The 22,126-nt window shown below is 64.4% G+C and carries 26 protein-coding genes; 15 read left to right on the forward strand and 11 right to left on the reverse strand.

The annotated features are described in order from the left end of the window. Positions 1-20: 20 nt before the first annotated feature. On the reverse strand, positions 21-734 hold the full coding sequence (locus AC1D34_RS15305) for a hypothetical protein (RefSeq protein WP_476824663.1): 714 nt from the start codon (positions 732-734) through the stop codon (positions 21-23). Positions 735-918: 184 nt separating this feature from the next. Between AC1D34_RS15305 and AC1D34_RS15310 the strand changes: the two genes are divergently transcribed. Continuing rightward, a complete protein-coding gene (locus AC1D34_RS15310; protein WP_069882633.1) occupies positions 919-1,248 on the forward strand; it encodes a DUF6949 family protein in 330 nt (109 codons plus the stop codon). A 58-nt stretch (positions 1,249-1,306) separates the two neighbouring features. Then, on the forward strand, positions 1,307-1,837 hold the full coding sequence (locus tag AC1D34_RS15315; protein WP_441491405.1) for a gamma carbonic anhydrase family protein: 531 nt from the start codon (positions 1,307-1,309) through the stop codon (positions 1,835-1,837). Positions 1,838-2,101: 264 nt separating this feature from the next. Here the strand turns inward: AC1D34_RS15315 and AC1D34_RS15320 are convergent, their stop codons facing one another. From AC1D34_RS15320 to AC1D34_RS15330, 3 genes are all read right to left on the reverse strand, one after another. Beyond that, the gene (locus AC1D34_RS15320; protein ID WP_069880063.1) at positions 2,102-2,725 is read right to left on the reverse strand and encodes a transglutaminase-like cysteine peptidase; all 624 of its coding nucleotides are present in this window, start codon (positions 2,723-2,725) and stop codon (positions 2,102-2,104) included. A 502-nt stretch (positions 2,726-3,227) separates the two neighbouring features. Beyond that, positions 3,228-3,842, reverse strand: a complete 615-nt coding sequence (locus AC1D34_RS15325) for a PilZ domain-containing protein (RefSeq protein WP_476824664.1) — start codon at positions 3,840-3,842, stop codon at positions 3,228-3,230. A 59-nt stretch (positions 3,843-3,901) separates the two neighbouring features. Further along, positions 3,902-4,465: a PAS domain-containing protein gene (locus tag AC1D34_RS15330; protein WP_441491403.1), complete on the reverse strand. Its 564-nt coding sequence runs from the start codon at positions 4,463-4,465 to the stop codon at positions 3,902-3,904. A 439-nt stretch (positions 4,466-4,904) separates the two neighbouring features. Here AC1D34_RS15330 and AC1D34_RS15335 point away from each other — a divergent pair, with 439 nt between their 5' ends. Beyond that, complete coding sequence (locus AC1D34_RS15335) at positions 4,905-5,726, forward strand: rhomboid family intramembrane serine protease (RefSeq protein ID WP_476824665.1); 822 nt, start codon at positions 4,905-4,907, stop codon at positions 5,724-5,726. Between the two features lie 196 nt (positions 5,727-5,922). After that, the gene (locus AC1D34_RS15340; RefSeq protein ID WP_441491401.1) at positions 5,923-6,354 is read left to right on the forward strand and encodes a CBS domain-containing protein; all 432 of its coding nucleotides are present in this window, start codon (positions 5,923-5,925) and stop codon (positions 6,352-6,354) included. A gap of 33 nt (positions 6,355-6,387) precedes the next feature. Here the strand turns inward: AC1D34_RS15340 and AC1D34_RS15345 are convergent, their stop codons facing one another. From AC1D34_RS15345 to folE, 3 genes are all read right to left on the reverse strand, one after another. Continuing rightward, positions 6,388-7,365: a patatin-like phospholipase family protein gene (locus tag AC1D34_RS15345; protein WP_476824666.1), complete on the reverse strand. Its 978-nt coding sequence runs from the start codon at positions 7,363-7,365 to the stop codon at positions 6,388-6,390. Positions 7,366-7,563: 198 nt separating this feature from the next. Continuing rightward, the gene (gene hisI / locus AC1D34_RS15350; RefSeq protein ID WP_476824667.1) at positions 7,564-7,974 is read right to left on the reverse strand and encodes a phosphoribosyl-AMP cyclohydrolase; all 411 of its coding nucleotides are present in this window, start codon (positions 7,972-7,974) and stop codon (positions 7,564-7,566) included. Positions 7,975-8,064: 90 nt separating this feature from the next. Continuing rightward, positions 8,065-8,706, reverse strand: a complete 642-nt coding sequence (gene folE / locus AC1D34_RS15355; RefSeq protein ID WP_476824668.1) for a GTP cyclohydrolase I FolE — start codon at positions 8,704-8,706, stop codon at positions 8,065-8,067. Between the two features lie 203 nt (positions 8,707-8,909). Here folE and AC1D34_RS15360 point away from each other — a divergent pair, with 203 nt between their 5' ends. Beyond that, positions 8,910-9,380 carry an iron-sulfur cluster assembly scaffold protein gene (locus AC1D34_RS15360; RefSeq protein WP_441491397.1) on the forward strand — a complete coding sequence of 157 codons (471 nt, stop codon included), beginning with the start codon at positions 8,910-8,912 and terminating at the stop codon, positions 9,378-9,380. Here AC1D34_RS15360 and AC1D34_RS15365 read toward each other — a convergent pair. Continuing rightward, a complete protein-coding gene (locus AC1D34_RS15365) occupies positions 9,373-10,122 on the reverse strand; it encodes a phosphatase PAP2 family protein (protein ID WP_476824669.1) in 750 nt (249 codons plus the stop codon). The two genes, AC1D34_RS15360 and AC1D34_RS15365, sit on opposite strands and share 8 nt — an antisense overlap. 44 nt (positions 10,123-10,166) lie before the next feature. Between AC1D34_RS15365 and yidD the strand changes: the two genes are divergently transcribed. The 6 genes from yidD to AC1D34_RS15395 all read left to right on the forward strand — a co-directional run bounded on the left by yidD (position 10,167) and on the right by AC1D34_RS15395 (position 16,973). After that, positions 10,167-10,505, forward strand: coding sequence for a membrane protein insertion efficiency factor YidD (yidD, locus tag AC1D34_RS15370; RefSeq protein WP_441491563.1), 339 nt, complete (start codon positions 10,167-10,169; stop codon positions 10,503-10,505). A gap of 189 nt (positions 10,506-10,694) precedes the next feature. Continuing rightward, on the forward strand, positions 10,695-12,695 hold the full coding sequence (thrS, locus tag AC1D34_RS15375) for a threonine--tRNA ligase (RefSeq protein WP_476824670.1): 2,001 nt from the start codon (positions 10,695-10,697) through the stop codon (positions 12,693-12,695). Between the two features lie 58 nt (positions 12,696-12,753). Beyond that, positions 12,754-14,040 (forward strand): DUF2157 domain-containing protein, encoded by a 1,287-nt coding sequence (locus tag AC1D34_RS15380; protein ID WP_476824671.1) that lies wholly within the window; start codon positions 12,754-12,756, stop codon positions 14,038-14,040. Further along, on the forward strand, positions 14,040-14,660 hold the full coding sequence (locus tag AC1D34_RS15385; protein WP_476824672.1) for a GDYXXLXY domain-containing protein: 621 nt from the start codon (positions 14,040-14,042) through the stop codon (positions 14,658-14,660). Before AC1D34_RS15380 ends, AC1D34_RS15385 begins: the two co-directional genes overlap by 1 nt. Before the next feature lie 340 nt (positions 14,661-15,000). Continuing rightward, a complete protein-coding gene (locus tag AC1D34_RS15390) occupies positions 15,001-16,206 on the forward strand; it encodes an OpgC family protein (protein WP_441491392.1) in 1,206 nt (401 codons plus the stop codon). Continuing rightward, positions 16,128-16,973: an SGNH/GDSL hydrolase family protein gene (locus AC1D34_RS15395; protein ID WP_441506155.1), complete on the forward strand. Its 846-nt coding sequence runs from the start codon at positions 16,128-16,130 to the stop codon at positions 16,971-16,973. The genes AC1D34_RS15390 and AC1D34_RS15395 overlap by 79 nt, the downstream gene beginning before the upstream one ends. 36 nt (positions 16,974-17,009) lie before the next feature. Here AC1D34_RS15395 and AC1D34_RS15400 read toward each other — a convergent pair whose 3' ends face one another. Further along, positions 17,010-17,906, reverse strand: coding sequence for a hypothetical protein (locus AC1D34_RS15400; protein WP_476824673.1), 897 nt, complete (start codon positions 17,904-17,906; stop codon positions 17,010-17,012). Positions 17,907-18,101: 195 nt separating this feature from the next. Between AC1D34_RS15400 and AC1D34_RS15405 the strand changes: the two genes are divergently transcribed. From AC1D34_RS15405 to AC1D34_RS15415, 3 genes are read left to right on the forward strand one after another with little or no spacing between them, the layout of a single operon-like run. Beyond that, positions 18,102-18,671: a nitroreductase family protein gene (locus AC1D34_RS15405; RefSeq protein ID WP_441491389.1), complete on the forward strand. Its 570-nt coding sequence runs from the start codon at positions 18,102-18,104 to the stop codon at positions 18,669-18,671. Between the two features lie 4 nt (positions 18,672-18,675). Continuing rightward, on the forward strand, positions 18,676-19,281 hold the full coding sequence (locus AC1D34_RS15410) for a flavin reductase family protein (RefSeq protein ID WP_441506153.1): 606 nt from the start codon (positions 18,676-18,678) through the stop codon (positions 19,279-19,281). Positions 19,282-19,290: 9 nt separating this feature from the next. Next, complete coding sequence (locus AC1D34_RS15415; protein WP_069880080.1) at positions 19,291-19,473, forward strand: hypothetical protein; 183 nt, start codon at positions 19,291-19,293, stop codon at positions 19,471-19,473. A gap of 42 nt (positions 19,474-19,515) precedes the next feature. Here AC1D34_RS15415 and AC1D34_RS15420 read toward each other — a convergent pair whose 3' ends face one another. Beyond that, the gene (locus AC1D34_RS15420) at positions 19,516-20,394 is read right to left on the reverse strand and encodes an HpcH/HpaI aldolase/citrate lyase family protein (protein WP_441491386.1); all 879 of its coding nucleotides are present in this window, start codon (positions 20,392-20,394) and stop codon (positions 19,516-19,518) included. A gap of 4 nt (positions 20,395-20,398) precedes the next feature. Continuing rightward, a complete protein-coding gene (locus tag AC1D34_RS15425) occupies positions 20,399-20,896 on the reverse strand; it encodes a MaoC family dehydratase (RefSeq protein WP_441491385.1) in 498 nt (165 codons plus the stop codon). Between the two features lie 137 nt (positions 20,897-21,033). Between AC1D34_RS15425 and AC1D34_RS15430 the strand changes: the two genes are divergently transcribed. After that, complete coding sequence (locus AC1D34_RS15430) at positions 21,034-22,101, forward strand: lytic transglycosylase domain-containing protein (protein ID WP_476824674.1); 1,068 nt, start codon at positions 21,034-21,036, stop codon at positions 22,099-22,101. The last annotated feature ends 25 nt before the right edge of the window (positions 22,102-22,126 follow it).

The following is a 22,126-nucleotide window of genomic DNA, read 5'->3' on the forward strand; positions in this document are numbered from 1 at the left end:
GGCTGAGGGCCATCAGCGGCTCAGCGCATCATCCCATCGATGGTGCGCCTGACGCCGCCGACCATCAGCTCCCAGTCGGCGATGACGGCGCGCGGGAAGCGGATGTTCACGTCAAGTCCGCGATGCCGGAAGGTGACGCGGCAGAGTTCGTCGAGAGGGGCGGGGCCGGTGTTCACCGGGCAGCGCGCTGCAAAGCCTCGCCCATCCGGGACCGAAACGTAGAGCTCGTCGCCCTCATAGGGTGAGCCCTTGCGGAACCCGCGTACGACAAGCCCGCCCGGATTGGACCAGACCGTCGGAGTCAGGAAGCGGGCATAGACCGAGAGCTGTGTCGCCGGCTCGTTGACCTTGTCGGGCGGGCTCAACGTGACCAGTAGCTTGCGTCGGCTTTGGGCGGTCACGGGACCGAAACTCGGCCAGTCGAGACGCAGCCGGGTCATGCCGACCACCCGCTCGCTGTCTTCCTGTTCGGAGCCGGCCAGATCCTGGGGAACCAGGAGCGAGACCTGGCCGACGCGCGCCGGCTGGTGCTGGGTCACAGGAGCTGCCGCCAGGCGATGGCCGTAGAGAGCGTATCCGGTTGCTGCGGCGGCAACCAGCAGGATCGCGCCGGCCGCTTTCCAGAGCGCGCCATCAGCGCGAGGCGGGGGCGGCGGCGGCCGATTCAGGCGTGCGCGGACCACGGTCGTGAGGCCGGCGGCGCGTTGGGGCGAATGGTGCGGGTATGCGGTCAAGATCCAAGCACCTCGATAACAGGTGCCAGTGACTGAATCAGACGCGCCTTAATGCTCCGTAAACCATGTGGATTGCGCGAGGATTGCCGCGCGGCGCAAGGGTTAACCATCGCTAACGAGATTTCTTCACACTTCGTAAACCATGCGGCACAGTGCAGGTGCGTTCTCGCCCGGAGCCGTGACGTTGCGTATCGAACCCGCTGCCGTCGAGGCACTCCAGTCCCTGTTCATCGGCTTTGCCTTTGCCGGGCTGATGGCGAGCGCCTTCGAGCTGTTCACCGAGAAGCGTGCTGATTTTCAACTGCTGCAGACGGGAGGGCTGGCCGCGGTCGCGAGCGTGCCGGTCGTCGTCTTCAGCGCGCCGTTTCTCATCCTTCGCAATACCGTGAGGGGCCGCCGCAGCGATGGCCGGCCCTTTGCCTTCGTCATGCTGGCGAGCATGGCGGCGTCTCTCTGGAGCGTCGCCTCGGGGCGCGTGGTGCTCGACCTGCTGCATTACGTCGGCGGCGCTTGACGGGGCGGCCGGCCGACCTGCAATCCTCGCGGCAGGTTTGCAGAAGGATGATCCGCCCATGCCGCTCTATTCGCTCGACGGGACTGCCCCCGAATGCCCCGCCGCAGGCCAGTGGTGGCTTGCGCCCGATGCGCATGTGATCGGCAGGGTGAAGCTCGCAGCCGGCGTCGGAATCTGGTTCGGCGCAGTGCTGCGTGGCGACAATGAATGGATCGAAATCGGCGAAGGCAGCAATATCCAGGAGGGCTGCGTCCTGCACACCGATATGGGCTCGCCGCTGCGCGTCGGAGCCGGCTGCACCATCGGCCACCGGGCGATCCTGCATGGCTGCATCATCGGAGAGAACAGCCTGATCGGGATGGGCGCGACGGTACTGAACGGCGCGAAAATCGGCCGCAACAGCCTGGTCGGCGCCAATGCTCTCGTGACCGAGGGCAAGGAGTTTCCGGAGAACTCGCTGATCGTCGGGTCTCCCGCCCGCGCCATCCGCACGCTCGACGAGGCGGCGATTGCCGGCATTGCAGGCTCGGCCCGTGCCTATGTCGCGCGCTGGAAGCAGTTTGCCGTCGGGCTCAAGCAGATCGGCTGAAGCAGYGGCCCGAAGGGCGGATTGCGGTTTTCGGGAAGGCCGGCGCACACGCAGAAGTTCAGATCCTCGGTCCGGGTACGATATCTGGTCCGATCATCCAACCGCACCGGCCAGGGCCGGAAACGAGACGGGCCGACGCCTCGGGGGGAAGCGTCGGCCCTATGGCGAAACCCGGCCTGGGGACGGGGTGGGGTGGGGACGTGACCGAGCCTCGCCGTCCATGTGGCCGCGGCAGCCTGGTGCTGCGGCCAATCTTGTTCGTCTTCAGCGAGCCGAAGCGACAGTCGGCGTCGAGAGTCCGCCGAGCGAGGTCCAACCCGTCTGATACTGCGACTCGCGCTTGACGTAGACGTAGCCGGTCTGGCTCCACGGCAGGATCGCGTTGCGCTTGTTGTCGAGCACATAGTCACCGCGATCGGTGCGGATCATCAGCACGGCGTGGCCGGCGTTTTCCTCGTCGATCACTACCGTCATCAGCATGGCGCGACGGGGCACGCCGGCTTCGGCAAGACGCTTGCGCTTGAGCAGGGCGTAATCCTCGCAGTCGCCCTTGCCGTCGGTCGGGATGTCCCAGCGATCGACGACGCCCCAGTGATCCTGGTCCGTGATCGCTTCGATCTCCCGATTTGTCTTGTTGTTGAGAGCAATAATCGTCTTCCAGAGCTTTGGCGTCATCTCGACACGCTCGGGCTCCTGAGTATTGACCGCGCATTCGACCGGATTGCGCTTGCAGAAATCCGTCCAGGCATAAGGCGCCCGGGCATCGCCCGAAGCTGCAATCGGCATGGCGGCGGCCGGTAGAGCGGCAACCTGTTGGGCCTGAACCGATGAAATTCCAGCAACTGCGATCAGCGCAGCCAGAACTGTACCCCGATGAATAGAAAGCATGTCGTCCCCTTTCCTGTCCCTGGGGCAGACGATGCGTGAGGCAGATGGATGTCGCTTGAAATGGAAACAAGCAATTTTATGTAATCAGGCGCTCCGTATTCGGATCATCTGACAGTATAAATCAACGCCAAATGCCGAAGTAAGAAATGTGAGCGCTGCGTTCTCGATTCGTTAACTGTGGCAGGTCTGAATGTTGTGGGCAGGTTTCATTAACGCTGTGGGGAAACGCGACGAGGCGCGCCCCCGACTGAGGGCAGCGAGCCGTCCCTCATGTCACACTCCGCTGAGGCGAGGCGTACGGCCGGAATCCGTAGACGAGCCCATGTGGGGGGCGCTCCGGCATGGCGCTTGGATTTCAGCGCGTCGCCCCGACGCCGCACGTTGAGACATCGACGGGCTGACACCCCGGCCTAGGTCCCGAAACAGCCAGACCGCGCTGACGCCCGGGCGTCAGGCATGAGACGATGTCTTGAAAGGGAGAGGGGGCGATGGCCCGCCCGGATCAGAGCTCGAGATTCTCGTCGAGCACATCGGCAGAGAGCGGGAAGCGGAACTCCGCCGCGTAGCCGCCATCGAACCGGCGCACGACCTTGGCTGCCGTGCCGCCGATCTTGACCGGCGTGTTGATCGGTAGTTGATGCTCGGTTGAAAAGGCGACGCCCGACAACGAGATGTCGATCACCCGCACGACGTGCTCCGATCCGTCATCGAGCGTCAGCATCGAGCGGGGGTTGCGCGGAATGATGCGCTCGTGACGCCGATCCTCCGGCAGTCCCAGTTCATCGCGATTGGCCAGCCATGTCAGCTGGGCGGTGAATTTCTCGCGCTTGCGGCTGGTCGCGGTGATGGTCATCGCGAAGCCTTCCAGCGTGGTGCGGACGGCAATGCCCTCAATACGCCCGAGATGTTCGAGATAGACGATGACCCGCTCGCCGGGATGAGCCTTGGCGGGAGCGACGAGATGCAGGCCGCCCGGGGAGATGTCGACCGTCTGGCAAGGGTATTCCATGCGGTTCGGAAGCATGTAGCGTCCGAGCAGCACAACCTTCATACGCTGATGCCGCCTGCGCTCGACAGGGCGGATGGCCGGACGGGAGGTGTGCTGCGCACTAAGCATCGGATCAGCCTGATTTGGGCCGACCCTAGCGGCGGGAGGGTTAACGATACGTTAGATCTTCAGTTTCTGCCGCCCGGAAGGACCAGGAATTTTGGCGGCATGACGCGTGCAACGGGTTCAGGCGCACGCTGGCTATGGGCCGACGGCCACAGCATCCGGAGCGAGATCATGCGCATGGAGGCCAAGGTGTCGAGCCCAAGCCATTCCGGCGTCAGGGCGGGCGAGAGCGCCCCGAGAACGCGTGCATGGGTCCGACCGCGATAGCGCAGCGGCAGCAACAGCAGTTCGAGATAGACCGGAGAGCCGTTCATGGTCTCGGCCGAGAGGCCAGCGACGGCGCCGGCGGATTCATCCATCACGGTTTGCACGAGGCGGCGCATTTCGCCCTGGGCTTCCACGTCCGGCCAGAGTGCGGCAAAGGCGCGTCCGCGCAGTTCGCTGCCGAAGAGCGCACAGAGCCGCGTGCCGGCCAGCCGAAAGACGGGCCCGATCGGCTCATTCTCGAGAACGAACGTGTCGGCGAGGGCATGACGCAGCGCACCTGGCTCGATCTCGCCCCGTTCCGGCGCGGAACGCTCGCCGCGCAGCACGTCCCAGTAATCGAACACAAGGCGGGTGCTCATGTTTTTCATTCTGACATCCTGTCCTGTCTGCGTACGCCGCAAGTCCGAATACGTGTCGTAAGGACACATATTCGTCAGAGCGCGGGACGTTTCGGTCCCTGCCGAATCGCGAGACGCAGTGGGCATGCCGTCTTGCCATGGGGGGCGGACAGGACGACGGGCGCAGGCTCGTTAGGGTTAACGAAATCTTAGCATTGTGGATAACCCGTTAAAATGCTTATCAAATGCAAGCCAATTCGAGGGCCGGCCGCGAGGTGGGCCCTGGGGTCATTCGGGGTGAATGGGGGGCGTGACCGTGCTGCCGATGCTTCGCGCAGCGGCAGGGCCACAGCCGAGAAGGGGGAGGGCCGGTGGCTCTCCCCTTTTTCATTGGGCCCGCGCAAAAGGAAGCATCGGCCGGCTTGCGTCGCAGGTGCAGCTTCGGCAAGGGTTGCGTAGCATGTCCCAGATTCCTGCCGGCCCGTCGGCCCCGCCAGAGCGCGAACCGATCCTGAACCTGCCATCCGCCGTCGTCTGGCTGATCGCCGCACTCGCGCTGATCCAGGCCGGGCGCTCCGTGCTGTCGGAATATGACGACTTCGTCCTGATGTCCTGGCTCGCTTTCGTGCCGGCGCGGCTGAGCCTCTGGCTCGACCCCAGCCGTGCTCAGGACATGCTCGCCGAGTTGACGCAAAGGATGGCCGGGCAGGATCTGGCGGACCGGTTGCAGCTTGTGCGGTTGCTGATTGCCGATGGCGGCCCACGCCTCTGGACCTTGCTCACCTATGGTCTGCTGCACGGCTCCTGGGTGCATCTGCTATCAAATGTCGTCTGGCTTGCGGCCTTTGGCAGTCCGGTGGCGCGCCGCCTCGGAACCGGGCGCTTTCTCAATCTGATGGCGCTTTCGACGATCGGCGGCGCTCTGCTGCACTGGTGGTCACGCGATCTCGATGTGCTGCCTTTGGTTGGCGCCTCGGCGGCTGTTTCAGGGGCGACTGCCGCTGCGATCCGCTTCGTCTTCGCACCTGGCTTGCGCTTTGGTGGATTGGCGGATGACGCCGTGGTGCGCTCGATTCCTGCCGAGCCTTTCGGGCAGCTCTGGCGCAATCCGCGCGCCCTGATCTTCATCGTGATCTGGTTCGCCACGAATTTCCTGTTCGGCGCCGGGCTGGTTCCGATCCTGGGCGAGGACACCAGCATTGCCTGGGAGGCGCATATCGGCGGCTTTCTCGTCGGACTGCTGCTGTTCCCGCTGCTCGATCGCGGCGCGGTACGGCGCTGAGGGGGCCCGAAGCCGCCAATCTGCCCGCGGCTTCGCGCCATTCGCCTTGCCGTCGCCCCGGTCTTCGCCCACACTCCCGGTTCTGCGAAGGGCTTGCGACGGCCTCTTTGGCGACTTGACCCGTCATCGGCCGGGCAACGCTCCCGTTGATTTCGCGCGCCAGGGCGATGGTGCGCCAAACAGGAGGAACGCGTTCATGAACGTCGCGCAGATTCTCGGTAACAAGGGGCACGATGTCATCTCGGTGCAGCCGCATCGTACGCTCGCCGAGGCAATCCGCACGCTTGGCGAGAAGCGTATCGGCGCAGTCGTGGTCGCTGGCGCCGACGGCAGCTTGCTCGGAATCCTGTCCGAAAGAGACATCATCCGCGCTCTTGCCGAAACCGGGACGGCCGCATTGGAGAGCCCGGTCTCGCGGATCATGACGGCCAAGGTCGTTACCTGCCGCCATGAGACCAGCGTTGATGAGTTGATGGAGCTGATGACGGTGGGCCGCTTCCGCCATGTTCCGGTGCTTGAGAACGGGCGGGTCACGGGGATCGTCTCGATCGGGGACGTCGTGAAGCACCGTGTCGCCGAGATCGAGGCCGAGAGCCGGGCCATGCGGGATTACATCGCGATGGCCTGAGGCCGGTCTGCCCTGCAGAGCGAGCAGCCCGGATCAGTCGGCCGCGATGTGATTGCTCGCGACCATGGCCGCGATCTCGTCGAGCGCGCGCCGTGCGGCGACGCGGCCGAGTTCCATGGCCTCATCGGCCCGATGGAAATCGAACAGGCCGACCTTGGCGAGCTTGGGCCCGATCATGACGTCGGGCGGATCGCCGGCCAGCCGCGAGCGCGAGATGCGATCCTGGGTGATGTTGAAGGCATCGACCATCACGCCGGCGAGCCCGGGCTGATCGTTGCTGGCGCGGCCAAGGAAACCGCGCATGCGCCGTGCCGCACCGCTGATGCCGTCCAGCCAGCGCGAAGTCGGGCGAATGTCGAGCTCGGGCAGGGATTCGGGGTCCGGATCCGAGCTGTGGTTCTGGATGGTGGTGCCGCGTCCCGAGAGGTCGCTGTTGAGGTTGACGCAGATCACGACATCGGCGCCAAGCGCGCGTGCGGCGGTGACTGGCACAGGGTTGACCAGGGCGCCGTCCATCAACCAGCGCCCGCCGAGCTTCACCGGATCGAAGACGCCGGGCAGCGCGTAGGAGGCACGCAGGGCCTCGACGAGTGGGCCATGGGTCAGCCAGATTTCGTGGCCCGTGCCGAGTTCTGTCGCCACTGCGACGAAGCGCTGCGGCAGGGCCTCGATGCGGATGCCGACAAGGTCGCGTTCAAGCAGGCGCTTCAGGCGGCCACCGGAGATGAGGCCCGCGCCACCGATGTGGAAGTCCATCAGTCCGACGACACGGCGCTTGGTCAGGCCCATCGCGAATTCGGTCAGCGCCGGCAGCTTTCCCGCGGAAAAGCAGCCGCCGACCACGGCGCCGATCGATGTTCCGGCAATGACATCGGGGGCGAAGCCCGCTTCCGTCAGGACCTCGATTACGCCGATATGGGCCCAGCCGCGCGCAGCTCCACCACCGAGAGCAAGGCCGATCCTTGGTCTGCTGCTGCGCCGCAGCAGCGGTTCGATACTAAGGTCATTCATAGAGGCCACGCCGCCGCCCATTCCAAAGGCCCGTCGAGCAATACCATCCCATAACATGATCCCGACCCTCCGCGGGTGGATCATCGTCTCGCGAGAAAGTGAGGAGAACCTGAATCACACGCGCGACGGTTGCGCCTAACAAGCGGATTTGACAGAAAAATGTTAGATTGGTGAAAGGATTGCCAACGCGGCCCTGCATCACGTGGCGAGCAAGGTGAGAGGTTCGACTGCGGCATCGCGCAGCGGCTTCACCCGGTAAAAGCACGAGTGCCGGCCCGTGTGGCAGCACCCGCCATCGCCCGCGACCTTCACCTTCAGCCAAATGGCATCCTGGTMGCAGTCGACGCGCATCTCGAGGATGGTCTGGACCTGTCCGGAGGTGGCGCCCTTGTGCCAGAGCTCCTTGCGCGAGCGCGACCAGTACCAGGCTTCCCCCGTCGCGATGCTGCGTTGAAGGGCTTCGGCGTTCATATGGGCGACCATCAGGAGTTCGCCCGTCTCGGCGTCGGTCGTCACGCAGGTGACGAGGCCGCTGGTGTCGAAGCGCGGCGCCAGCGTCGTGCCTTCCTCGAGCGCATGCTTGTCGGACAAAACGGGGAAGCTGGACATTGGCGGCTCCGCAGCAGGACAGGGCGCATCTCGCGAGGCGCCCCTTATCATGGTGGCGGTGGTTATCGCCAATGCCGCGTCGCGCCAATCCTACAGGCCAGGTGACTTGACCATGGTGAAGAAGCGGACCTGTTCGGCAGGGTCCTTGAACACGCCGGTATATTGCGTGGTCAGCGTCGATGAGCCTTGCTTCAGCACGCCCCGCATCGACATGCACATGTGCTCGGCCTCCACCAGAACGGCGACGCCGCGCGGTTCGAGCGCCTTGTCGATGATCCGGGCAATCTGCGCCGTCATGGCCTCCTGGGTCTGGAGGCGCCGAGCGTAGACATCGACGATGCGGGCCAGCTTCGACAGGCCGACAACGCCCTTCGCGGGGTAGTAGCCGATATGCGCCTTGCCGACGAAAGGCACCATGTGGTGCTCGCAATGCGAATGGAACGGGATGTCGCGGACGAGGACCATGTCCTGATAGTTGTCGACCTCCTCGAAGACCCGGTCGAGGATCTCGTCGGGATTTTCGGAGTAGCCCCTGTAGAATTCCTTGTAGGCCTTGGCGACGCGCTGCGGCGTTTCAAGCAGGCCTTCGCGGGAGGGGTCGTCGCCCGCCCACAGAAGGAGGGTACGCACAGCCTCCTCGGCCTGCTCCTGGGTCGGACGCCTGGCTGGAAACTTGTCAGCGGAGGGGCTGAGAGCCCTCTCGACGGACAAGGACTTAACCACAGGGATCATGTGGTGCCTCCCGTTACGGTTCGTGTCCCAAGGCCTAGCGATGCAGATTCGGCGGGTCGCCGTGACATCGCGTCGCCTCGTAAGAATTGCGACAAGTTCTGCTCCTGCGGCATCATCGGGCGCCACCCATCTCCCGCACGCAGGCGTTCCACCCTATATTGGAACCGCGCGCCGGTCATTCCAGAGCCGGCGAGGACCAAGTCATGCTGAGCGACGTCTACAACAAACGCATCCTGGAACTGGCAGGAAACATCCCGCTGCTCGAGCGATTGCCGACGCCGGACGCGACTGCGACCGCGCATTCCAGGCTGTGCGGCTCCACCGTCACCGTCGATCTGACGATGGACGGCGATGTCGTCACCGGCTTCGGGCATGACGTCAAAGCCTGCGCGCTTGGGCAGGCGTCCTCCTCGATCATGGCGCGCCAGGTCATCGGGTCCACGGCCGGCGAACTTCGCGCGGTTCGCGAGCAGGCGCGTGCGATCCTGAAGGAGAATGCCGAGCCGCCCGCGGGCAAGTGGAGCGATCTCGCCGTTCTGGTGCCGGTGCGCGACTATAAGGCACGCCATGCCTCGACCATGCTGACCTTCGATGCCGTGGTCGACGCGATCGGTCAGATCGAGGCGGCGCGCGAGGCCGCGGCGCCGGCAGCCAAGGTTGCGGCGCTCAGGTGAGCCCCAGCGACTTTCGGATTTCGGGACGTGTTTCGTCGAAGCGCTGCCTGAAGGCTCGGTCCGCCAGAAGCGCATCGGCAACGTGTCGGCCGACCTTCTCGCCCGCCACGAGGTCGCCGGCATAATGGAAGCCGCAAACCAGCCGGCTCTCGCCATAGCTTGTGACGCGCTCCGTGAACTTGTCCTTCAGCTCCGGGGCAGCATCGCTGAGCAGTGCGGCATAGAGTGCGGCAGTCGCGGCATGGCCGGCGGGGAAGGAGGTCCCTTCCGGCCTGCCGCCGGGGCAGGGCTTGACCCTGACCTTGTTCCACATCGCAAAGGGCCGCGTCCGCGACGTCAGGCGGCGCACGCTGAGGAGCACGATGCCGAGTTCGATATTCGCTTCGCGAAAAAGCAGGCGAACCTCGCGGTGCTCGGAGAGGTGGGCGTCGATTCCCATGCCTTCGAGAAAGCGATTGAGCGTCTGATATTGATCCGCGATCGCGGCTTTCTCGCGCTCCGGCGTCCGATTCAGCGTGATCTGAAGAACCTCTTCGAACTCCTTCCTGTGCTCGGGCGAGTTCATTGCCGGGGGCAGGCCGATGATCTTGGCGACATCGATCTTGCCGGGCTCAAGCCAGAGGAGGCTGTTCCGCTGCTGGGCAGGCGCTGGTGTCAGCGACAAAAGCAAGGCAGCGGGAACCAGAATGGAGGTCGCGCCAATGCGGAAACGGGAGGCCGATCGCGGAGCGGAGCAAAGCATGAGCGAATCTCAAAATGAAACAGGTAATGACGAAGAATGATGAAATGACATCGGTGCGCGTGTTGTCACGTCTTTTTGCGCGTGCACCACGTTCTGGCGCGCATTGGTTGATCCGCGGTTACCAGCTGAGCATCTCGATGCTGATTGGACGCCAATGCCGGCATTGGCCGAGCTGCTCGAGTTACACGGATGAGGCGATCCAGCGCTTCGGGCTCTGGCGCGGTGGCTGGATCGGTGCCGCGCGGATCTGCCGCTGTACGCCGCTCGGCACCAGCGGCATCGATCTCGTCTGCGAGGAATTGCCGCCGAACTCCGCCTGGTACCGGCCCTGGTCCTATGGTCGCTGGCGCGGCGTGAATGCCCCGCCTCCGCTCGACGAGTGATCCTGCTACATCGATTGCCTGCGGCTGCCGGCTGGTATAGGCGAGGCGGGCGAAATCGGCTCGATCCCACTCGGCGCTTCGCAAAGCGTGAAGCCCTTGAACCGGATGCGGGTCTTCACGCGTTTCCCCGAACAGTATCCGGCCTTGGCTTACGGGGTTCGTTTCCCCGAGTGAGCAGGAGCGCGATCGATGACGATCTCCCTGACCTTTCCTGATGGCGCCACGCGCGAGTTTCCTTCCGGCATCACCGGAAAGGAGATTGCCGGCGGCATTTCCCCCTCTCTGCTGAAGCGCACCGTCGCCATGGCGCTCGACGRCACCGTCGTCGATCTCGGCGATGCAATCGACCGCGATGCGAAGATCGAGTTCCTCAACCGCGAGGATCCGCGCGCGCTCGAGCTGATCCGCCATGATTGCGCCCACGTGCTCGCCGAAGCCGTGCAGGAACTCTATCCCGGCACGCAGGTCACCATCGGCCCGGTGATCGAGAACGGCTTCTTCTACGATTTTTTCCGGAACGAGCCGTTCTCTCCAGAGGATTTCGCGCCGATCGAGAAGAAGATGCGCGAGATCATTGCGCGCGACAAAGCCTTCACCAAGGAAGAGTGGAGCCGCGACAGGGCCAAGCAATTCTTCCGCGACAAGGGTGAGGCCTTCAAGGTCGAGCTCGTCGATGCGATCCCGGAAGACCAGACCCTGAAGATGTACGCTCAGGGTGACTGGATCGACCTCTGCCGCGGGCCGCACATGACCTCGGTCGGCAAGGTCGGCAACGCCTTCAAACTGATGAAGGTGGCTGGCGCCTATTGGCGCGGTGACAGCAACAATCCGATGCTGACGCGGATCTACGGCACCGCCTTCGCCAAGCAGGAGGAGCTCGACGCGCATCTCAAGCAGATCGAGGAGGCGGAGAAGCGCGACCACCGCAAGCTCGGCCGGGAAATGGACCTGTTCCATTTCCAGGAGGAAGGGCCGGGCGTCGTCTTCTGGCACTCGAAGGGCTGGCGCCTGTTCCAGGAGATCATCGCCTATATGCGCCGGCGGCTCGCCGCCGATTACGAGGAGGTCAATGCGCCGCAGATCCTCGACAAGTCGCTCTGGGAAACCTCAGGCCACTGGGGCTGGTATCAGGACAACATGTTCGCGGTGAAATCGGCCGGCGCGCTCGAGCATCCGAATGATCCGGAGAAGGACCAGCGCATGTTCGCGCTGAAGCCGATGAACTGCCCCGGCCATGTCCAGATCTTCAAGCATGGGCTCAAGAGCTATCGCGACCTGCCGATCCGGCTCGCCGAGTTCGGCGCGGTCCATCGCTATGAGCCCTCTGGCGCGCTGCATGGGCTGATGCGTGTGCGCGGCTTCACGCAGGACGACGCGCACATCTTCTGCGCTGAAAACGACCTGGCGGCGGAGTGTCTGAAGATCAATGACCTGATCCTCTCGGTCTATGCCGATTTCGGCTTTACCGACGATCTGGTCATCAAGCTTTCGACCCGTCCGGAGAAGCGCGTCGGTACCGATGCGATGTGGGACCACGCCGAAGACGTGATGACGAAGGTGCTGGATCTGATCGCCCGGCAATCCGGCAACCGGATCAAGACGGAGATCAATCCGGGTGAGGGCGCCTTCTACGGCCCCAAGTTCGAGTATGTCCTTCGCGATGCGATCGGGCGCGACTGGCAGTGCGGCACGACGCAGGTCGACTTCAACCTGCCGGAGCGCTTCGGCGCCTTCTATATCGGCTCCGATGGCGAGAAGAAGACGCCGAGCATGGTGCACCGCGCGATCTGCGGTTCGCTGGAGCGCTTCACCGGCATCCTGATCGAACATCATGCCGGCCATTTTCCGCTCTGGCTCGCGCCGGAACAGATCCTGGTCTGTCCGATCACCTCAGAGGCCGATGCCTATGCCGAGCAGGTCACGATTGCCTGTATGAACCAGGGTCTCAGGGCACGTGCCGATCTTCGCAACGAGAAGATCAGCTACAAGGTGCGGGAGCACTCGCTTGCCAAGGTCCCGGTGATTCTGGCCGTCGGCAAGCGCGAGGCCGAGGAGCGCACGGTGACCGTGCGCCGTCTCGGCAGCCAGCAGCAGACGGTGATGAGCCTGGACGAGGCACTCGTGGCCTTCACGACCGAGGCGATGCCTCCGGATCTGGTTCGCCGCAAGGCCGAGATGGTAGCATCCTGAAGACGCTCGTTCATGCGGGGCTCGCCAAATCCGGGCCCCGCATGCCAGAGTGCCGGGGATGCTGACGGGATCTTATCGCAAGCGGCTCGAAGCCGATTTGAGTCGCTGGGTCGCTGAGGGGCTTGTCAGCTCCGACAGTGCGACCGCAATTCGTGGCTCGCTGCGGCGCGACGGGGGCTTTCGGCTTCCGGGGCTGCTCGGAATGCTGGGCGGGTTGCTCATCGCGGCAAGCGTTGCAGCCTTCGTCGCGGCGAACTGGGAGGAGATTCCGCGGCTGACGAAGCTGGCAATGATCCTGGCCAGTATCGTGGTCGCTCTCGGGATTTCAGCCAGCCTCGAGATCCGAGGTTCCAAGCTTGGTGCCGATGCCGCCTCGACCTGCGGTGTCCTCTGTTTTGCCGCCGGTGTCGCTCTGGTCGGCCAGATGTATCATTTGCCGACGGATTGGCCGGGGGGGGCGCTCCTGATCGCGCTCGGCGCATTGGCCGTCGCGTTTCTGCAGCGCTCGGACGGTGCTCTGATCGTTGCGTTCATCGCTCTGGCAAGCTGGAGCTGGGGGCGCTGGCAGGATAGCGGCGGCTCGCTCCAGTTCTATTTCCTGCTCGGCTATCTGCCGGCGCTGTGGTTGGCATTGGGGCGCCGGGCCCGGCTCGTGCATCATGTCGCCGTCCTCTCGCTCGCGTGCTGGCTGGCGCTCGTGCCCGGTGACTGGCTGCGTGGCTCCTTCGACTACTGGCTCCTGGCCTATGGGCTCGCGCTCTCGACCTCCTATATCGTGCTCGGTGCGGTGGCGCTGGATCGCGGCGGGCCGACTCTTCTGAGCGCCTGCCTGCCCTGGGGGCTGCTCGGGCTGATGGTGGTGCTCAATGTTGAGCTGATCCGCATCCTCGATTCCAGCTGGTCGCGGGGCGGGCACGCGAGCTGGCCAGTCTATCTCGCCTATGCCGTCGTTGTCCCTGGCGTGTGCGCCTTCGTTGCGTTGGCGCGCGAGCGGCGTTTTGCTGTTCCTCTGGGCATCGCTCTCCTGTTTGCACTTTTGGTGCCGACGATCTTCTGGATGGGTGGTGCGATGCGCCTGTCCGGCAAGGTCGTGGTGGCGAGCCTCGTCCTTGCGAGCGCCGTGGGGTTGATTGCCGCCGGAGCGATCGGCGGAGTCCGGCGTCTGGTCGTTGCCGGTGCGGCATTGTTCGGTGTCGCCATCCTGATCCTGCTTTGGCAGACCATCRGCAGCCTGCTCGACCAGTCGCTGTTCTTCCTGATCGCAGGCGCGGTGCTGCTGCTGCTTGCCAGTGGTGCGCGACGGCTCTTCGCGCGCCTTGCCCGGCCGGTGGGGGAGGTGGCGTGATGGGCGCGCTCGTCGCCGACCGGATCGTTGCCCGGGTGCCGGCGACCTTGCGGGCCCTCGTCTCGATGATCGTGCTCTGCGGCGCGATCGGGATGCTCGTCGAAGGCCGAGCCCGCATCCTGCGTTCCGGCAGCGAGGTGAGGTTGAGGACGGCGCCAGTCGATCCGCGTGACCTGTTTCGAGGTGATTACGTCATCTTGAATTACGATATCAGCACGCTCGATCTTGCCGGCCTCCAGGGGGACCGCGACTTCAGCCGCGGCGATCCCATCCATGTGCAGCTCACCCCTGGCACCGATGGCTTCGCCCGGCCGGTCGGAGCCTACAAGATCAGGCCGCCGACAAGCGGGTCGGATGTGGTGATCGAGGGCCATGTGCTCACCACTGGCGTGTGCCCGCGAGCGGAGAACGGGACCGTTGATTGCTCACGAACCCGCAACGGAATGCGTGTCGCCTATGGGCTCGAGAGCTACTTCGTGCCGCAAGGGACCGGGCTCGCGATCGAGCGCACGGAACGCAGCAGGCTGGAAGTCGTTGCGGCCGTCGCACCCTCGGGCAGTTCTGCGATCAAGCGGCTGCTGATCGACGGCAGACTGGTCCACGCCGAGCCACCCTTCTAGGGCTGGCTCGCGTCGGCATTGCCTTGGGGCAATGCGAGGCCGCGTTCGAATATCAATAGAATCAAGGCGTTCACGGCGAAGCCCCGCTCGGTCGCGGAGTCGTGATTGATCGATCCGCCGGCTTTCCAGCAGGCACGCGACGGCTGCCATCTTCCGCGCATATTCCGGAGACACATAGATGTGATCCCGCTTCCCCATGGCGGCCGCATCGATAGCGTTATATGAACGTGAGATGAACGGAATCAGCAGACTCTGTTCATGCTTGGCCCGGCCTTGGCGGTCCGGGTGGTTGGCCTGAAACACCGATGGCCGTGTTCCTCGCGTTCCGGAGAAGCTGCTGGTGTCGCATTTCCCGTCCTTCGGGCACTACCTTCTTCGCGGCGCGGGTGCGCTGGCTGCGAGACCGGTGGGACGCGACATGCGGATCGATGCCGTCCGCGGGCTCGCCCTGCTGGTCATCTTCATCAATCACATGCCGGGAAACGTCGTTGCTGCCGTGATGCCGCATAATTTCGGCTTCTCGGATGCGGCCGACATCTTTGTTCTCCTGGCTGGCGTCTCGGCCACGCTCGCCTATGGCTCGGTCATCGAGCGCCGTGGTCTCGGCATGGGAGCGCTCCGTATCGGCGGCCGTATCTGGACGCTCTACATCGCCCATATCGCAGTTTTCGTGATCGTCTGCGGGGTTGTGGCGCGGGCTGTAACGACCACCCAGAACCCGCTCTATATCGAGGCGATCAATATCCAGCCCTTCTTCAACGACACGCTCTCGGCACTGGTCGATGCGCTGACGCTGACCTACCAGCCGAATTATCTCGACATCCTGCCGCTCTATATCGTGCTGCTGGCCGCCTTTCCGCTGATCTATCGGGCCGTGCGCTTCAATCCTGCGCTGGCGCTCCTGGGTTCGGTGTTGATCTGGCAGGTCGCGGTCACTTTCGAGGTGAATCTGCCGAATACGGGTACGCCGGGCTGGTTCTTCAATCCCTTCGCCTGGCAGCTCGTCTTCACGCTCGGCGTGGTGGTCGGCCGCGGTGTGCAGATGGGCGTCGTCATGCCGAGGTCAGCCATCATCGATGCCCTCGCATTTGCTGTTGTCGGGCTCGCCCTGATCATCAAGGTTTCAGCGGGAAATCCGTTTGGCATTACCGCCTTGAACGAATGGATCGAGAACCTGCAGATCGGCAGTGACAAGACCAATCTGGCCTGGACCCGCCTGCTGCATCTGGCGGCTCTCACCTGGCTCTTCGTGCGTTTCGTGCCGGCGCAGTCGGCGCTGGTTTGCGGAGTGGTTGGGCGGCGACTTGCAGTATTGGGCCGGCATTCCCTTGAGATCTTTTGCACCGGTATCGTCCTCGCGATTATCGGACAGATCATTCTGGCGGAAACCTATTTCGCCTTGAGCATTCAGTTGCTGGTTTGTCTCGGTGGCATTACGATACTGACAGTGCTAGGAAATTTCCTGTCGTGGTATCAGTCCAACGCGCTCCGTGGTTCCGCAGAGAAGCCGGCTTCCGGGCTGCACAGTTCTGCGCCGCAATCCTGACGACCGCACTTGTCACCAGTTCCGTTCAGGCCGGGCCCCTGACGCTTGCCGGTCGGGCCGATCTGCGCTGCCGTTCGGGAGCAGCCCAGTTTCCCTTCCAACCGATGCTGCCGGCCGCCAAGCGGGTTCTTCGGGACACAGGCAAGCTCACCATCGTTGCGCTCGGTTCGTCGGCCACCGCCGGAGCCGGGGCAAGCGAGATCAGCCACAGTTACCCCGCGGTTCTCGAGGCCGAGCTCAAGCGCCGGCTGCCCGAGGCCGAGGTCAAGGTCGTCAACAAGGGTGTTGGCGGCCAGTCGGCCTATGACATGCTGCAGCGGATAGACACTGAGGTCCTGGAAGAGAAGCCGGCGCTGGTGATCTGGCAGACGGCGGTCAACGACGCCGTCCGCGACATCGGCGAGGAGAAGCTGGCGAAAATCCTGCGGAAGGGAATTCGCAAGCTCCGCGATGCCGATGTCGACACCGTCCTGATCGATCTGCCTTGGCTGCCGCGCGAAGAGCGCTATCCGAAATATGACGACTACCGGGCTGTCCTGGCAAAGGTCGCGGAGGAGCAGGGTGCTGCGGTGTTCCCGCGCTACGGCATCATGAAGAGCTGGGCGAGATCAAAGCAGTTCACGGCCGAGGAACTCGTTGGCATGGACGGGCTCCATATGGTCGATGCGGGCTATCGCTGCCTCGCCGTCAGAATCGCGGACGGGATTGCCGCCGAGCTGACAGGGGCCAAGCTCGGCCTCGCGGAAGCTCCCAGCGCCAGCAACTGAGCATTGCGGCTGCGGTCCTCCCGGCGGAGGACGGGTTCACTTCGTGGCGATGACCTCGATATCGCGATCGAGTCCGCTCTCGACCTTGAAGTCCTTCGAGAAGATCTGGCCTTCCTGACGTGCAATCAGCACGTAGTCGCCTTCGGCCAGGATCACTTGCGGGAAGGCACCGATGGCTTCGCGAATGACGTCGCCGCCGGGTGTAAGCACGCTGAAGGCGGTGCCGGCGAAGGCCTCGCCGCCGGGAGACGCGACGAGCTTCAGCGTTACCCGCGCGGCCCGGTGGTGCAGGGTGGCGTCGGTGACCTTCCCCGATTCCACGGTCACATCCGCGCGCTGGATCGCGTTGGAATCGCCGTAAGTCGAGACCACGTGATAGGTGCCTTCAGGCAAGCGGATCAGCTCGCCTGCCTTGACATTGCCGACGAGGCGACCTTCCGAGTTCCCCTGCAACGGCACGAAGATCGAGAATGAAAGCTGCGCCGCCTGGATCGGTGTCTCGCCGATCGAGCCTGCGAGGGTGAGGCCGCCGGCGCTGATCGGAATCTGTTCGCGCGTTCCTTGCGGGCCGAGCACCACCCGCTTGGTGCCGCTGGCGAAGCCATAGGCCGCGTGCAGCACATAGGAGCCAGGCTCGAGGGAGAACACCGGTTCCGCATCATTCGAGCGGGCGACGATGCGTGGCGGCGAGCCGTCGACGGACTCGACGAGGACGCGCCAGACGAGGCCGGAGCGGATCGGCTTGCGGTCATTAGCGAATTGCGCGCTGGCGCTGAGATTGGCCGAGCCGACCGTCGCGGTGCTTCCCGGCGCCGGCGGGGGGGAGATCTCCGGGATATTCGGTGGCGAGGGTGACAGCGGAACGATCTGTGCGATCGCAGCCGTTAGGGAGAGGAGCAGCGCGAGGGCAGCCGATGACAGGCGCGCGAGCATTCGCGCGCACGGCGCGCTGGTCGGGGCCCGTCTCTGGAAACGATCCAATTCAAACATGCTCATGGTCCTTGACGCCCTTGCGCCCGCGTCTGAGCAGGCTTGCTTGTCCTCTTCATGGCAAACCACTAGTTCAGATGCCAATAGCGCTGGCGGCCCCATAGGCTCTGCCGGCCGTTTCTCTCGCCCGGAAGTCTCATGACCGATACGCTCGCCCTGCTCAAGCTGCGCCGTTCGGTGCCGCCGCAATTCCTGTCTGCTCCCGGCCCCAGCGCCGACCAACTCCGCGACCTATTGACCATTGGCACGCGTGTGCCCGATCACGGCAAGCTTGCGCCGTGGCGCTTCGTTCTGTTCGAGGGCGCTGCCCGCGAGACGGCTGCCGATGTGGTCGCAAAGGTGTTTCGCGCCAGGAATCCTGATGCCGACGACGAGAAGGTGGCGTTCGAGCGGAAGCGCCTGACCCATGCGCCGCTGATCATCGGCGTGGTCTCGCGTGCGCGGCCTCATGTCAAAATTCCGGAATGGGAGCAGGAGCTTTCCGCCGGGGCCGTCTGCATGAACATCCTCGTGGCTGCTCACGCGATGGGTTTCGGTGCTTCCTGGCTGACCAACTGGTTTTCGTTCGACCGCGACGTGCTCTCTGCGTTCGGCCTCGCTGATGATGAGCGCATGGCAGGCTTCATCCATGTCGGAACGCCCGAAACCGTCCCCGCCGACCGGGACCGGCCGGTGCTCGCCGACATCGTCAGCCATTACGGGGCCTGAGCCGATGATCTACTCGACCGCGCTCCAGGACCACGGCCTGCCGCACGACCCGTTCAAGGCGATCGTGACGCCGCGTCCGATCGGCTGGATCACGGCGCTGAGTGCCAAGGGCGAGATCAATCTCTCGCCCTACAGTTTTTTCAACGCCGTCTCGTCGCGGCCGCATATCGTGATGTTCTCCTCCGAGGACAAGAAGGACGCGGTTTCCTTCATCGAGGAGACGGGCGAGTTCACCTGCTCGCTGGTCACCAAGGCACTGGCGCAGCAGATGAACCTGACATCGGCGCCGCTGCCGCGCGGGGCGAGCGAATACGAGCATTCCGGGCTCGCAATGGCCGAGTCAAGATTCGTCAAGGCTCCGCGTGTCGCCGGCAGCCCGGCCGCGCTCGAGTGCAAGCTGCTCTCCATCCAGCAGCTCAAGGATCTCGACGACAAGCCGGTGCCGCGCTGGATGGTGCTGGGTCAGGTCGTCGGGATCTTCATGGATGACGCCTATGTCCGGGACGGACGTTTCGACACGGCGGCGGCCCATCCGATCGCCCGCTGCGGCTATGCGGACTATGCCGAGGTCGACCACCTGTTCTCGATCATCCGCCCGACCGGCGGCTGAGCAGGGCCCGTGCCGCGGCCGCCGGACGAGGATGACGACTGGCGAATGACCGTCAATCTGCTTGCGATCATCGCCACGCTTCTGCTGCTTGGCGCCGGAATCTGGCTGCTCTTCGGACTCGATCGCGCGCGGAAGGCGCAGGATTGCCTGTCCTCGACACAGCGCAACTGCCGCCAGATCCGCGTTCCCTGATCGAACCTGGGAAACCGATTCTTCAGAATCGGTTTCCGGGGTTCATCGACCCAGCTTCTCAGCCCGCGCCTTCAGGCGCTGTGCCCTGACAAGATGGGGGCGATCGAGCATCTCGCCGTTGAGCCCGATCACGCCCACGCCCGGATTGGCCGCGAACAGGGCGATGATGGCCTCGGCCTTGGCGACCTCCTCAGGCGCTGGAGCGAAGACCTCGTTGATGACCGGGACCTGCGCGGGATGGATCGCCATCTTACCGGTGAAGCCGTCCCGGCGAGCCGCGATGCATTCGGCGCGAAAGCCATCGGCATCACGGAAGTTTGTGAAGACGGTGTCGATCGCATCGACCTGCGAGGATGCGGCGGCGAAGAGCGTGAGCGATCGGGCAAGGCGGTAGGGATCGGCATAGGAGCCGTCGCTCAGGCGGTTGGTCTCAGCGCCGAGATCAGCGGACAGGTCTTCCGCTCCCCAGGTCAGAGCCGCAAGCCGATGGGTCGCGCCGGCATAGCTGCCGAGGCCGAAGATGCCCTTTCCGGTCTCGGTGGCGATCGGAATGATCCGCGTCGCGCCGTCCGGGAGTTCGCATTCGGCCTCCCGAACAGCGATCCTGGCGGCGAGATGCGAGACATCGGTGCCGCCCTCGGATTTCGGCAGCATGATCGCATCGGGGGCACCCGGCATGATCATGTCGAGGTCGGCATCGCTGAGCCCGGTCGTGAGCGCATTGATGCGCACGATCAGGAGGGGCCGCTTCGCCTGCTGGCGAGCCGCCTTGAGGAAATCCAGGCTGATGGTGCGGGCCTGGGCCTTGCCGTCGAGTGCGACGGAATCCTCAAGGTCCAGGATCAGCGCATCGGCGCCGCTCTCCAGGCCCTTCTGGAGCTTCTTCGGGCTGTCGCCCGGTACGAAAAGGAGCGAACGCATCCGGTCAGACCGCGATCGTCGTGGGTTCGGGGTGTTTGCGCATGAAGGCCTGGCGGCGACATTGGGCGACCAGGGTGCCGTCCTGCTTAAAGGCGCGATGGTGGAACTCGACGATCCCGGCATCGGGTCGCGAGCGGGACTCACGCTTGCCGACGATTTCGGTGACGCAGTTCACGGTGTCGCCCTCGAAGAGCGGGGCAGGGAAGGTCACGTCGGTCATGCCGAGATTGCCGATGGTGGTGCCGACCGTGGTGTCGTTGACGGAGATGCCGATCATCAGCCCCAGCGTGAACAGGGAGTTCATCAGCGGCTTGCCCCACTCCGTCTCGGTCGCGCAGAAATGCGCATCGATATGAAGAGGTTGCGGATTCAAGGTCATGTTCGAGAAGAGCATGTTGTCCATCTGGGTCACGGTGCGCGTAAGCCCGTGCTCGATGACCGCGCCGACCTGGAAATCCTCGAAATAGATCCCGCCGCGCTTGTGCCGTTTCACCTCGGTCATGAACGCTCCTCCAATGCCGCATTCCGGCGCTTCAAGCCGGCTCGGTGATTCCGCGTGTTTAACGGTTCGCTTACCATAATCGGGGCAGTCTCCACAGGAGCTCCGGCACCTTGCGCTCGGGCTGCCCGAGAGTCTGCATGTTCCTGTTCACTACGCCTACGACGCGCGAGACTGCACCGGCCAATCCGGTCGTCAATGCCATTCGCGACGGCGCCGAACGGAGCGGTGCCGGTTTTGATTACCTGCTGAAGACGGCGCAGCGCGAATCGGCGCTTGATCCCGATGCGAAGGCCAAGACCTCGAGCGCCACCGGGCTGTTCCAGTTCATCGAGCAGACCTGGCTTTCCATGGTGAAGCAGGAGGGGCCGAAGCAGGGGCTTTCCAATTACGCCAATGCGATCAGCGCCGACGAGACCGGTCGGCTCAGCGTGCCGGACGCCGCGACGCGAGAAAAGATCCTGCAACTGCGCAATGATCCGCAGGTGGCTGCCGTCATGGCCGGGGCACTGACGCAGAAGAACCGCGACCAGCTTGCCTCGACGCTCGGTCGCCAGCCGAATGCCGGCGAACTCTACATGGCGCATGTGCTCGGCTCGCGCGGCGCGAGCGACCTCATTCGCGCCGCCGGCAACGATCCGACGCGGGTCGCAGCCAAGGACTTTCCCGAGGCCGCTTCGGCCAATCGCAACATCTTCTTCGACAAGGCCGGCCGCGCCCGCACGGCCCAGGAGGTCTACGGCGTGCTGGCGGCGAGCCATGCCAACACGCAGCTTGCCGCAGCGACCACGACCGGGAGCGTCAAGTCCGCGGCCGGCGCTGACCAGCCGGTGCCGATTGCTGCCGCGTTGGCGCCTGACCGGGCCAAGGGGCTGATCGGGCTGTTCTCGACCGAGGGCTCGCGCCAGCCGGTCTCCAAGGCGGTGGCCAATCTCTGGACGACGCCGCGTAGCGATGCTTCGCGTCTGGCGGCGCTCGATCCGGCCGACCGCTATTTCCCGCGGCAGGGCGCAAGCGGCGCCGCTCCGTCTCCTCCGTCCGCCTCACCGGCGCCCGCGAACCCACCGACTGCTACAACTGCTCCCTTGCCGCCATCGCGCCCGCTCGATCTGACCCAGGCTGGAAACACCGTACCCAAATCCACGGCGAAGCCGCGTCGCGCCCCGCTCGATCTTTCCGCCTTCATGGTCCAGCGGAGCGGCACATGATCGTTCGCCGTTTCCTGCTCTGGGC

It is taken from the genome of Allobosea sp. P1_A7, assembly GCF_056406775.1.